The organism is Gordonia aquimaris (assembly GCF_026262595.1).
In the GTDB taxonomy this organism is placed as follows: domain Bacteria; phylum Actinomycetota; class Actinomycetes; order Mycobacteriales; family Mycobacteriaceae; genus Gordonia; species Gordonia tangerina.
Window position 1 is genome coordinate 79104 of the sequence record NZ_JAPKFM010000009.1, and the last position, 11965, is coordinate 91068.

At 67.7% G+C, this 11965-nt stretch carries 10 protein-coding genes; 1 reads left to right on the plus strand and 9 read right to left on the minus strand.

Features of this window, described 5'->3' with window-relative positions; genetic code table 11:
- Positions 1-243 precede the first annotated feature (243 nt).
- The 9 genes from OSB52_RS10735 to OSB52_RS10775 all read right to left on the minus strand — a co-directional run bounded on the left by OSB52_RS10735 (position 244) and on the right by OSB52_RS10775 (position 11279).
- The gene (locus OSB52_RS10735; protein ID WP_266061627.1) at positions 244-876 is read right to left on the minus strand and encodes a TetR family transcriptional regulator; all 633 of its coding nucleotides are present in this window, start codon (positions 874-876) and stop codon (positions 244-246) included.
- The gene (locus OSB52_RS10740) at positions 873-1682 is read right to left on the minus strand and encodes an enoyl-CoA hydratase family protein (RefSeq protein ID WP_266061628.1); all 810 of its coding nucleotides are present in this window, start codon (positions 1680-1682) and stop codon (positions 873-875) included. The genes OSB52_RS10735 and OSB52_RS10740 overlap by 4 nt, the downstream gene beginning before the upstream one ends.
- A gap of 41 nt (positions 1683-1723) precedes the next feature.
- Positions 1724-2911 carry an acyl-CoA dehydrogenase family protein gene (locus OSB52_RS10745; protein ID WP_235723541.1) on the minus strand — a complete coding sequence of 396 codons (1188 nt, stop codon included), beginning with the start codon at positions 2909-2911 and terminating at the stop codon, positions 1724-1726.
- Complete coding sequence (locus OSB52_RS10750) at positions 2908-4941, minus strand: acetyl/propionyl/methylcrotonyl-CoA carboxylase subunit alpha (protein ID WP_266061629.1); 2034 nt, start codon at positions 4939-4941, stop codon at positions 2908-2910. The genes OSB52_RS10745 and OSB52_RS10750 overlap by 4 nt, the downstream gene beginning before the upstream one ends.
- Before the next feature lie 7 nt (positions 4942-4948).
- The gene (locus tag OSB52_RS10755; protein WP_235723539.1) at positions 4949-6547 is read right to left on the minus strand and encodes an acyl-CoA carboxylase subunit beta; all 1599 of its coding nucleotides are present in this window, start codon (positions 6545-6547) and stop codon (positions 4949-4951) included.
- Positions 6544-7704: an acyl-CoA dehydrogenase family protein gene (locus tag OSB52_RS10760; RefSeq protein ID WP_266061630.1), complete on the minus strand. Its 1161-nt coding sequence runs from the start codon at positions 7702-7704 to the stop codon at positions 6544-6546. The genes OSB52_RS10755 and OSB52_RS10760 overlap by 4 nt, the downstream gene beginning before the upstream one ends.
- On the minus strand, positions 7701-9455 hold the full coding sequence (locus OSB52_RS10765) for an acyclic terpene utilization AtuA family protein (RefSeq protein WP_266061631.1): 1755 nt from the start codon (positions 9453-9455) through the stop codon (positions 7701-7703). Before OSB52_RS10765 ends, OSB52_RS10760 begins: the two co-directional genes overlap by 4 nt.
- Before the next feature lie 4 nt (positions 9456-9459).
- Positions 9460-10260, minus strand: a complete 801-nt coding sequence (locus OSB52_RS10770) for a TIGR03084 family metal-binding protein (protein ID WP_266061632.1) — start codon at positions 10258-10260, stop codon at positions 9460-9462.
- A 98-nt stretch (positions 10261-10358) separates the two neighbouring features.
- Positions 10359-11279, minus strand: coding sequence for a hotdog domain-containing protein (locus OSB52_RS10775; protein ID WP_235723535.1), 921 nt, complete (start codon positions 11277-11279; stop codon positions 10359-10361).
- A gap of 163 nt (positions 11280-11442) precedes the next feature.
- Here OSB52_RS10775 and OSB52_RS10780 point away from each other — a divergent pair, with 163 nt between their 5' ends.
- On the plus strand, positions 11443-11934 hold the full coding sequence (locus OSB52_RS10780) for a hypothetical protein (protein ID WP_235723534.1): 492 nt from the start codon (positions 11443-11445) through the stop codon (positions 11932-11934).
- The last annotated feature ends 31 nt before the right edge of the window (positions 11935-11965 follow it).

Below are 11965 nucleotides of genomic sequence, written 5' to 3' on the forward strand. Positions count from 1 at the left end.
GCCGGGTCTGACAACTTTGGTGCGCTGCGGGAGGGGTCTGGATGGACTTGATCGGCGAGGTGTTGAGTTCAGGATAGCGGCGGGGTCCGACAACATTTCGTGCGTGAGTGTCGTTGCGTGGGTGGACCCTTCGTAACGCGGCCTCGCAAGCTCGGACGCTCTTCAGGGCACAGGGACGCGGGGGACCCGGGGACGGCCTCGCAAGCTCGGTCGCCCTCAGCGAGCAGGGGACGCTTCAATCCCTCAGCGGGACCGCACCTGAATCACCGCTGTGACCATTTCGGTCCATGTCGCGACCACCTGGGCGCGACGGCGCGAATCGTCGGACAAGGTGTCGGCCAGGCCGAGACCGCGGGCGAGGTCGAGGGTGACCTGCGCAATTCGATGTGAATCGGGGTAGCGGTTGTCGGGATCGATCGCCGCCACGGTCATCTGGTGAGCGGCGCGGGCGAACTTCGCCTCCATCGGCAGGATGAGCTGACGCAACGCCGGATCGGAAGCAGCGGCCGCCCACACCTGCAGCGCCGCTTTGAATTCGGTTCCTGTATAGATGGCAACCGCTCGGTCGACCGCGGCGGCCACGCGGTCCTCCTCGTCGTCGGGCAGGGATGCGAGAACCCCGGAAGCGGTCGAGGTCATCTCCTCGAATACCTGCTCCAGGACCGCAGTGATCAGCGCCTCGCGAGTGGGGAAATGATGCTGCGCCGCACCGCGCGACACCCCGGCGCGCTCGGCGACCGCCGCAACTGTGGCCGCCGCCCACCCGTCATGGGCGAGAGCGTCCATCGTCGACTGCACCAGCCGTTCACGGGTCAGTCGCGACCGCTCCTGTCGGGGTTCGCGCGGCACCGGCGCGCGGGTACCGCTCGTCGTCATCGCTGATCCGCGGTGAGGTCCCACGGCGGGCGTCGTTTGGACAGGAATGCGGTCATCCCAGCCCGAGCCTCCTCGGATCCGAAGAGCTCCGCCGACTCCACGGCCCTCGCATCGGCTTCGTTCTCGAACCGCGCCAGCACCTCTGCGGTCGTCAGCGCCTTCGACGCCGCGAGCCCCTGCGGGGATGATCGCCGGAGGTTCGCGAGCACCGCGTCCATGCCGGACCCGAGGTCGTCGATGGTGGCGAAGGCTTCGGTCACCAGCCCGATACGGACCGACTCCTCGGGCCCGAAGGTCTCACCGGACAGAAAGAACCGCCCGGCGGCGCGCGCGGTGAGCTTCGGCAGCAGAACCAGCGAGATCACCGACGGCGCCAACCCGAGCCGCGCCTCGGTGAGCGCGAAGGTGCACGACGGTCCGGCCAGCACCATGTCGGCGGCGCCGATCAGACCGAGTCCCCCGGCCCGCACATGACCGTCGATACGGGCGATGACCGGTTTCGGCATTGTCAGGATCGCACGCATCAAATCGATCATCGATCGAGTACCGTGTGCCGACGCGTCCTCCACCGACATACCGGACTTCAGCGCCGCGCTGAGATCGGCGCCGGCACAGAATGTTCTACCGGTGTGGGTGAGAACCACGGCCCGCACGCCCGGATCGTCGGCAGCCGACTGCAACGCAGTCGACAACTGGTCGACGAGCACCGCTCCGAGCGCGTTGCGGTTCGCCGGCGAATCCAGCTCGAGCGTCGCAATCCCCTCGACGATCCTCGTATGGACGACCTCTGGGGTTCCGTCGATCATGTCAGCTTCCTGTTCTGCCATTACGCACCGTGCCGTCGCGCTCAGTACGACTTCGGCAACCCGAGGCTCGTCTGCGCGACGAAGTTCAGGATCATCTCACGACTGACCGGAGCGATGCGAGCGATCCGGGCGAGACTCAACAGCGGCGCCAGACCGTACTCGGTGGTCAGTCCGTTACCGCCCATCGAATGCACGGCATGGTCGACGATCTTCACGCACGCCTCGGCCGCGGCATACTTGGCCATGTTGGCGGGTTCGGCTGCCCCCCAGTCGTCACCCGCGTCGTACAAAGTCGCGGCCTTCTGCATCATCAGCTTGGCCATCTCGATCTGCACCTTGCCTTCCGCCAGCGGATGGGCGATCGCCTGGTGCGCACCGATGGGCGTCTTCCACACGGTGCGGTCGTTCACGTACGCGACGGCTTTGTCCAGCGCGAACCGACCCATACCCACCGCTGACGCTGCCGCCATGATGCGCTCCGGATTCAACCCAGCGAACAGCTGGCTCAACGCAGCGTCCTCCGACCCGACCAGCGCGTCGGCCGGCAGCCGTACGTCGTCGAGGAAGAGCTGGAACTGCTTCTCCGGGTTCTGCAGTTCCATGTCGATCATCGTGTACTCGAAGTTCGGCGCATCGGTCGGCACGATGAACAACGCCGGCTTGAGCTTGCCGGTCTTCGCGTCCTCGGTGCGCGCCACGATCAGCACCGCATCGGCCTGATCGACACCGGAGATGTAGACCTTGCGTCCGGTCAGCAACCACTCGTCGCCGTCGCGCCGAGCGGTTGTGGTGATCTGATGCGAGTTCGACCCGGCATCGGGTTCGGTGATGCCGAACGCCATGGTGATGGTGCCGTCGGCCAGTCCCGGAATCCACCGGTCCTTCTGCTCGTCGGTGCCGAAACGGGCGATGATGTTGCCGCAGATGGCCGGCGACACCACCAGCATCAGCAGTCCGGCACCGGCAGCCGCGATCTCCTCCATCACGATGGACAGCTCGTACATGCCGGCGCCCCCACCGCCGTACTCCTCGGGGAGATTGACGCCGATGAAGCCGAGTTTGCCTGCTTCCAGCCACATCTCGTCGGTCTTACGACCTTCCCGCGCGCACTCCCGGAAGTACTCTTGGCCGTACTTCGCGGCGAACGCCGCCACCGACGCGCGCAACGCAGCGCGTTCCGGGGTCTCCACGAACGGGTTGGGCGCGGTGTCGTTGAGCGTCTCGGTCATCCGACCTTCTCCTTCTGTTCTGCTGCTACGTCTGTCCGGTCGTTCTCGTCGTCGGTGATCACCGCGAGCACGTCACCCACCGACAGCTGCCTGCCCGGCTCCACCGACAGCGAGGTGACCACCCCGTCGGCGGGCGCCGCGATGGTGTGTTCCATCTTCATCGCCTCCAGCCACAACAGCGGCTGTCCCGCGCTCACCCGATCACCCTCCGCGACAGCCACCCGGATCACCGCGCCCGGCATAGGCGCCAGCAGCGAACCGGGCCGCGCGATCGCGGACGGATCGACGAACCGAGGAACCCGCCGCAACGTCACCGACATTCCGGGCCGGTCGACAAAGAGCAGATCGTCGTAGCCCGACACCGTCCACTCCCGGCGCACCCCGTCGACCTCCAACGTCACCGACCCGGGAGCCACCGCGATCACCGTCGTGTCGGGCAGGTCTGGCAGTGTCACGCCGGTACGCCCGTGTCGATACCGCACGTCGATCTCGCCGCCACTGCGCACATCGGTGAACCGTCGCACCCGCGGCCCCGACGCGAGATTGCGCCAGCCGGAGGGCAATCCACGCTGCACCACGGCATCGCGGCGCGCCGCCGCCGAATCCGCCAGAGCCGCGACGGTCGCGGCGACACAGATGTCGCCTTCGGAGGCCGGCAACGCCGACAACACGTCGAGTCCGATCTCGTCGATGAATCCCGTGTCGGTGTCACCGGCGAGGAACTGCTCGGAGCGCAGGGTGTTGACGAGCATGTCCCGATTGGTGATCGGTCCGTGAATGGTGGCGTCGGCCAGTGCGCGCGCCAGCATCGCTGCCGCACGCCGACGATTCGGTGCCCAAGCGATCACCTTGGCGAGCATGGGGTCGTAGAACGTGGAGACCTCACTGCCGTCGACGATGCCCGCATCGACCCGAATGCCCGGGCGGCTCAACGGGCCGAACTCGGTGTCCGCGTCGATCCGGATGGCGTGCACGGTGCCCGACTGTGGTTGCCAGTCCGCGGCCGGATCCTCGGCATACAGCCGCACCTCGATCGCGTGGCCGGTCGCGACCGGTTCCGCACCGTCGAGACGCTCCCCCATCGCAACCCGTAACTGCCACTCCACCAGGTCGGTTCCGGTGGTCAGCTCGGTCACCGGATGCTCCACCTGTAGCCGGGTGTTGGTCTCCAGAAAGAAGAACCGGCCCGACTCGTCGGCGAGGAACTCGACCGTACCGGCACCCGTGTAGTCGATGGCCGACGCCGCCGACCGCGCGGCGTCGAACAGTCGGGCGCGCAGGTCACCACCGATCCGCTCCACCAACGGTGCCGGGGCTTCCTCCACCACCTTCTGGTGGCGGCGCTGGATGGAACACTCACGCTCGCCGACCGCCCACACGGCACCATGTGTGTCGGCCAGGATCTGGACCTCGATGTGGTGACCGCGCTCGATGTAAGGTTCGCAGAACACGGTCGGGTCACCGAACGCGGACTCTGCTTCCCGCGCGGCGGCCGCGACCGCATCCGCGAGTTCGTCGAGCGTCCGCACGATCCGCATGCCACGACCACCGCCGCCGGCCGACGCCTTGATCAACAGCGGCAAATCGTCGGCGCTCACTGCGGCGGGGTCGAGGTCGCCGAGCACGGGCACCCCGGCGTCGACCATCAACTTCTTGGCGTTGACCTTGGAACCCATCGCCGAGATCGCGGCGGGCGACGGGCCGACCCACGTCAGTCCGGCATCGATCACCTTCTGCGCGAATTCGGTGTTCTCCGAGAGAAAGCCGTATCCGGGGTGGATAGCGTCGGCGCCGGCTGAGCGGGCCGCGGCGATGATCGCCTCACCCTGCAGATACGTCTGGGCCGACGTCGTCCCCGGTAGCCGAACGGCCGCGTCGGCCAGCCGTGTGTGCGGCGCATGTTCGTCCGGGTCGGAGAACACCGCGACGGTGCGCATCCCCATCGCCCGTGCAGTGGTGAACACGCGGCAGGCGATCTCGCCACGATTGGCCACCAGGACCGACGTGATCTGTGGTGCGGAATCTGTCATGTTTTCCTCACATCCGGAAGACGCCGAAGTTGGATGTGCCCTCCACCGGGGCACTGTGGATCGCCGACAGACACAACCCCAGCACCGTCCGGGTGTCGCGCGGGTCGATCACCCCGTCGTCGTAGAGCATCCCGGACAAGAACGCAGGCACCGATTCCGCCTCGATCTGGGCTTCGATCATCTGCCGCATCCCGGCATCGGCAGCCTCGTCGACTGTTCCGCCGCGCGCCTCGGTCGCCGCCCGCGACACGATCGAGATCACACCCGCTAGCTGCGCTGCCCCCATCACCGCGGATTTGGCACTGGGCCAGGCGAACAGGAAACGCGGATCGTAGGCGCGACCGCACATGCCGTAATGCCCCGCACCGTAGCTGGCGCCCATCAGCACCGAGATGTGCGGCACCGTCGAGTTGGAGACGGCATTGATCATCATCGAACCGTGTTTGATGATGCCGCCCTGCTCGTACTCCTTGCCGACCATGTAGCCGGTGGTGTTGTGCAGGAACAACAGCGGCGTGTTGCTGCGGTTGGCGTGCTGGATGAACTGGGTGGCCTTCTGCGCCTCTTGACTGAACAGCACGCCCTGCGCGTTGGCGAGGATGCCGATCGGGTACCCGTGCAGGCGGGCCCACCCCGTGCACAGCGAGCTACCGTATTCGGGTTTGAACTCGTCGAAGTCGCTGTCGTCGACGATGCGGGCGATCACGTCGCGCGGGTTGAACGGGATCTTCAGGTCCGCCGGCACGATGCCGAGTAGTTCGGACGGGTCGTGGTGCGGCTCGACGACCTCGGCCACCGGTCCGGGTCCCTGCTTGCGCCAGTTCAACCGGGACACAATGCGACGGCCGATGCGGATCGCGTCCTGTTCGTCGGCCGCGTAATGGTCGGCGAGCCCGGACTGACGCGCGTGCATCTGTGCGCCGCCGAGGGATTCGTCGTCGCTGTCCTCACCGGTGGCCATCTTGACCAGCGGTGGACCACCGAGGAACACCTTGGACGCATTCTCGATCATCACCACGTGATCGCTCATCCCCGGAACGTATGCACCACCGGCGGTCGAGTTGCCGAAGACCAGCGCGATGGTGGGGATACCCGCTGCGGACAGCCGGGTGAGGTCTCGGAACATCCGACCACCCGGGATGAACACCTCTTTCTGCGTGGGCAGGTCCGCCCCGCCGGATTCGACCAGCGAGATCACCGGCAGTCGGTTGGCCAGCGCGATGTCGTTGCAGCGCAGAATCTTGCGCAGTGTCCACGGGTTGGACGTGCCGCCACGCACGGTGGGGTCGTTGGCGACGATCATGCATTCGACACCTTCGACGACGCCGATGCCGGTGACGACCGAGGCGCCGACCTGGAAGTCGGAACCATATCCGGCCAGCGGGCACAGTTCGAGGAAAGCGGAATCCTCGTCGATCAGCAGCTCGATCCGCTCACGCGGAATCATCTTGCCGCGCTTGCGGTGCCGCTCGACGTACTTCCCACCTCCGCCGGCGAGAGCCTTGTCGAACTCCGCCTGCAGTTCGGTCAGCTTCTGGTTCATCGACTGCTCGGCGGAGCGGAAGTCCTCGGCAGCGGGATCAATGGTGGATCGAAGTGTGGTCACTGCTGATACCCCAATCGTTTTGCGGCGAGGCCGGTGAGGATCTCCGTGGTGCCGCCGCCGATGCCGAGGATGCGCATGTCCCGGTATTGCCGTTCGACCTCGGTGCCGGTCATGTAACCCAGTCCCCCGAACAACTGCACCGCCTTGTTGGCCACCCATTCACCGGTTTGCACCGCGGTGTTCTTGGCGAAGCAGACCTCGGCGATGAGATCGTCGCCAGAGGCGACCTTGCGCTCCACCACGGCCCGGGTGTAGGTCCGGGCCACGTCGATGCGGCGCGCCATCTCGGTGACGGTGTCCTGCACCGATTGCCGGGCGATGAGTGGTTTACCGAACGTCTGCCGGTCCCGGGCCCAGTCCAGAGTGAGGTCCAGGCACCGTTGCGCGCTGGCGTAGGCCTGCACCGCAAGACCCGCCCGCTCCGCGACGAACCCGGCGGCGATCTGCGCGAATCCGGAGTTCTCCGGACCCACCAGATTCGACACCGGGACCCGCGCATCGACGAAGGCCAGTTCCGCGGTGTCGGAGCTGCGCCAGCCCATCTTGTCCAGTCGGCGGGTGACGGTGAACCCCGGCGTGTCCTTCTCGAGCACCAGCAGCGACACGCCGGACGCCCCCGGCCCGCCGGTCCGCACGGCGGTGGTCACGAAGTCAGCGCGCACCGCCGAGGTGATGTAGGTCTTGGCGCCGTTCACCACGAAGTGGTCGCCATCGCGCACCGCGGTGGTCCGCAAATGGCCCACGTCGCTGCCGCCATCGGGTTCGGTGATGGCGAGGCTGCCGATCTTCTCCCCGGCCAACGTGGGTCGCACCCAGCGATCGATCTGGTCGGGATCACCGGCGGCGATCAAGTGGGGCAGAGCGATGCCGTGTGTGAAAAGCGAAGCGAACACGCCAGCCGCCGCCCCGGCGTAGTGGAACTCCTCACCCAGCACCGAGGCATCGACCAGGTCACCGCCGGAGCCTCCCACCTCCTCGCCGATGCCGAGTCCGAACAGGCCGAGCTTCGCGGCCTCACGATGCAGGTCACGCGGCAACAGCCCGTCACGCTCCCAGTCGTCCTGATGCGGCCGAACGTGCCGTTCGACGAATCCGCGGACGGTCGAACGGAGTTCGGCGCGCTCCGGGCTGTCCCAGACCGGACTGGTGATGGTCACCTGTTCTCCTCGCTGTCGGGGGATGCGCTGTCAGTTGGTGCTGCGGTGAAGGCGACGGGGATCGGTACCGGACGCGACCGCAGCCACTCCCCCATCCCCTTGGCCTGCGGATCGAAGCGCACGTTATCGGCGACGCCGCGTCCGAGGACCTCTTCGATCACGAAGTTGACCGCATGGAGATTGGGCAGCCGGTACCGGTGCACGACGAGGTCGGCGACCTCGGGCAGCAACTCTTTGAGCAGCGCAACGTCGAGGGTGTGGTCGAGCCACTCGAAGTGCGCCGGATCACGCACCCACACACCGATGTTCGCGCTGCCGCCCTTGTCGCCGCTACGCGCGCCCGCCACCGTGCCCAACGGTATTGACGATGTCGGCCCCCAGTCGTGGGCACCGGATGGCGACGGCTCGTCGGGGTCGGCGGGCACCTCGGTGCGCAGCGGGCTCGGATCGATCCGCTCCACCACCCCGTTGGGCAGGGCCACCCGATGCTCCACCTCGGCGGCGTCGACGTACCCGGGTTCGAACACCCCGTACGGCGAGCCGTTACCCGGCGGACCGGTCATGGTGAAGCCGGGATAGCTCGCCAGGGCCAACTCCACGGCGGTCGCCGAAAACGCCCGGCCGACTTTCTTCGCATCGGGATCGCGGACCACACAACGCAACAGCGCACTCGCCTGCTCCTCGGTGGTGGCGTCGGGCCGGTCGAGCCGGGACAGTTCCCACCCCATCTCTGCCGGCTGCGTCGGCAGCGCATCGGCGAACTGCGCCATGAACAGTTCGGCCTTGGCCTCGATGTCGAGGCCGGTGAGGATGAGGGTGATCTCGTTGCGCACGCCGGCCAGATGGTTCAGCGACACCTTCGTGGTCGCCGGTGGCGCCTCGCCGCGCACGCCACTGATCGACACCCGATCCTCGCCGGCCTGCGTCAGCGTGATGCTGTCGAGTCGGGTGGTCACGTCGGGCCCCAGGTAGCGCGGGCCGGTGACCTCGTAAAGCAGTTGCGCGGTGACCGTTCCGACGGTGACCGCACCGCCGGTGTCGGGGTGTTTGGTGATCACCGACGAGCCGTCCGCGGCGATCTCGGCGATGGGGAATCCGAGATGCCCCATCCGCGGTAGTTGAGTGAAGAACGAGTAGTTGCCGCCCGTCGCCTGCGCACCGCATTCGATCACATGGCCGGCCACCACTGCACCGGCCAGTGCATCCAGGTCAGCTGGTTCCCAACCGAATTCACTGGCGGCCGGCCCCACGGTCAACGAGGCGTCGGTGACCCGGCCGGTCACCACCACGTCGGCACCGGCGTCGAGAGCCGTCTTGATGCCGAACGCGCCCAGGTAGGCGTTGGCGGTCAGCGGCGTGCCGAGGCCGAGCTCGGCAGCACGCTCGGTGAGGTCGTCACCGTCGACGAACGCGATCCCCGCATCGATGCCCACGCTGTCGGCGAGTTCGCGCAACGCCACGGTCAACCCGTGCGGGTTGAGTCCGCCGGCGTTGACGACGATCCGGACGCCCTTGTCGACGGCCAAACCGAGACAGTCTTCCATCTGACGCAGAAAGGTCTTGGCGTAACCGGCTTTCGGGTCCTTCATCCGGTCGCGGCCGAGGATGAGCATGGTCAATTCGGCGAGGTAGTCGCCGGTCAGGTAGTCCAGCTCGCCGCCGTCGAGCATCTCGCGGACAGCGGCGAAGCGGTCGCCGTAGAAGCCCGACGCGTTGCCGATGCGAATACTGCGCGGTGCGGTGGAGGCCATCTCGTCAGTCCTTCGTCGCGGTGCCGGCGGGTTCGCGGCCCGCTCCGGGCGGCCCGGCGAAGGCCTGGGCGATCCGAACCCATCGGCGCGCCTCGTCGCCGTCGACGGTCAGATCCGAGTCGGCCGCTGCACGCCGCTGGGTGACCACGCCGCAGAAATCGACGGCCGGACCCCGCACGATGTCGGGGGCGTCCTCGGGTCCCCACGTCCACAACTGCCCCGATGGCGCGGTGAGCTCGTAGCGGAACCCAGCCTCCGGCGGGGTCAGCCCGTTGACCGTGTAGGCGAAGTCGCGGGTACGGACCCCGATGTGCACGACACCCTTGATGCGGTCGGTGGGGGTCCGCGCCACCCCCAGCGCGTCGGCGACGTCGAGGCCGTGCGCCCAGGTCTCCATCAGTCGCGCGGTGGCCATCGACGCCGCCGACATCGGCGGTCCGAACCACGGGATCTTCACACCGTCGGGCACAGCGCGCAGGGCATCCGCGAGCGCGCTACGCGCGGTCCGCCAGTCGTGGAGGATCCGCGCGGGGGCTGCGGCCGCACCACGCTCGGCGGCCTCGTCGACGTAACGCTCCGCGTTCGGCGCCGCCTCGGTGAGCGCGACCGCGAACCCGTCGGGGTCGGTAGCGGCGAGCAACGCCATCCCGTCGGTCCAGCTCAGGTGGGCGATCTGATGTGCAATCGTCCATCCGGGAGCCGGAGTCGGCCGGGACCAGGTGGCGTCGTCCAGGTCGGCCACCAGGTCATCGAGTTCTCGGGATTCATCGCTCAGATCGGCGACGAGAGTGTCCACCAACGACATGCGACCAGCGTCACACATGCCGCCAGAAAAAGCAATCATGCTTGATTGTTTTTACCGCCGCCATCGCACGTCCGGCGTCGAAACCCGGCCCGCAGAACTCAGCGATAGATGACGTCAGCGGCCGCGGTGCTCAGCACCGTGCTGTCGGCCGACCGCATGATCGCCTCGAAGGACGCGATCCGACGACCCGCCTTCACCGGCCGCACGTCGACGGCGAGCTCGCCGCCGTGCACTGCCGGCGACCTGAGGAACCCGATGGCGAGGTCGCCGAGCTGGTAGTCCGCGCCGGCGGCGGCGTTGGCCTGACCGGCGAACGAGCATGCCTGCGCCGCGATCGCAGCGATCACTCCCCCATGCATGGTGCCGAAGATGTTGCCCATCCAGGGCTCGGTGGTGATCAGGAAACGCACACCGGCGGCGCGGTCGTAGTCGACGAGTTCGACCCGACCGTTGAGAAGGTCGGCGATCGGCCCGGCCGGGCGTATCCCGTTCGCGATCTGCTCGACGATCTCCCGCCCGGTCAGGGACGGCTCGATGGCCGGCGGCAGTTCGACGCCATGGGTGTAGGCACCGCTGGGTGTGGGTTCGGCGCCGCGGGGCTCGGCGGGATGCGCGTCGAAGGATCGCCCCACCGCCACGTTGCGCGCGGTTCCGGTACAGCACAGCCGTCCGGTCGAGGTGACCAGATCGACCCGGGTCGAACCGAAGCCGTCGTCGTGCATCATCAGCTCGGCGGTCCCGGTGACCCGGTCATCCACGCCGACGCGCCCCTGCATCGACATCGCCAGCCGCGCCTGTACGCACGGGGACCCGTTGGGGCCGGACCGGAAGAACGGCAGGCCCCCCAGGTGATCGAACAGCACCGCCAGGGCCGCCAGGTCGATGCGGCCGCGGTGATCGGCGAACAGCGGTCCGAGCTGCTGGTCGGCGGCCACCCGGCCGCCCTCGACCATGGCCACGTTGCCGATACCGAAGGCACTCATCGGATCGGTCGGCGGCTCGCGGTCTGTCCAGTTCATGTCGGCAACCATGGACCAATCCAAGCACTCGCATCGCAGTGGTCGGCGTCACGCATCTCGGATGCATAACAGATCACCACGGGCGCGCCCCGGCGGCCGTGGGCGTCGGCGACCCTGGGAGGCAACGCCGGCGACCATGCGGGCCCACCTCGAAGGGAAAGCAATGACCGTGATCGCGTCCCGACTCGTCTCCCGCGGTACCACCGCGCGCCAGTCCACCCTGATCGCCGCAGCAGCTGCCGCCGGGCTCACCCTGAGCGTCGGCGCGGGCGTTGCCGATGCCGCACCGACCCCGTTGCGTGTCGACCAGGCCCCGAATGTCGGCATCACTGTCGACGACAACGGGATCTCGGGAGGTTTTGCCGCCGATCTCACCGCGGTGGCAGCCGACGGTGAGCGCACCCGGTTGGCGCTGCGGCCGTTCGCCGAGGCATGTGCCGACAGCCTGGCCACCGCACGGGTGGCCATCACCTGGCGCAACGTGAACACGAACCGCACCGACGACGTCACCTTCCCGGTCTGCGCTGCCGGCAAGCCCTCGTCGGGCGCGGTCGTATCCACCGGCATCGGCCGCATATCGTTCACCACCACCATCATCGGACGGGCCGAGCAGGCCTTCACGATCAGCCCCGGCACCGGCTGGTTCATCCGCTGACCGGCCCCGCGGAACGTCCGAGTAGACATTT

Excerpts from the sequence above, each read along its gene's own strand:
- OSB52_RS10735 (WP_266061627.1), bottom strand. The coding sequence starts at position 876 with ATGACGACGAGCGGTACCCGCGCGCCGGTGCCGCGCGAACCCCGACAG.
- OSB52_RS10740 (WP_266061628.1), bottom strand. The coding sequence starts at position 1,682 with ATGATCGACGGAACCCCAGAGGTCGTCCATACGAGGATCGTCGAGGGG.
- OSB52_RS10745 (WP_235723541.1), bottom strand. The coding sequence starts at position 2,911 with ATGACCGAGACGCTCAACGACACCGCGCCCAACCCGTTCGTGGAGACC.
- OSB52_RS10750 (WP_266061629.1), bottom strand. The coding sequence starts at position 4,941 with ATGACAGATTCCGCACCACAGATCACGTCGGTCCTGGTGGCCAATCGT.
- OSB52_RS10765 (WP_266061631.1), bottom strand. The coding sequence starts at position 9,455 with ATGGCCTCCACCGCACCGCGCAGTATTCGCATCGGCAACGCGTCGGGC.
- OSB52_RS10770 (WP_266061632.1), bottom strand. The coding sequence starts at position 10,260 with ATGTCGTTGGTGGACACTCTCGTCGCCGATCTGAGCGATGAATCCCGA.
- OSB52_RS10775 (WP_235723535.1), bottom strand. The coding sequence starts at position 11,279 with ATGAACTGGACAGACCGCGAGCCGCCGACCGATCCGATGAGTGCCTTC.
- OSB52_RS10780 (WP_235723534.1), top strand. The coding sequence starts at position 11,443 with ATGACCGTGATCGCGTCCCGACTCGTCTCCCGCGGTACCACCGCGCGC.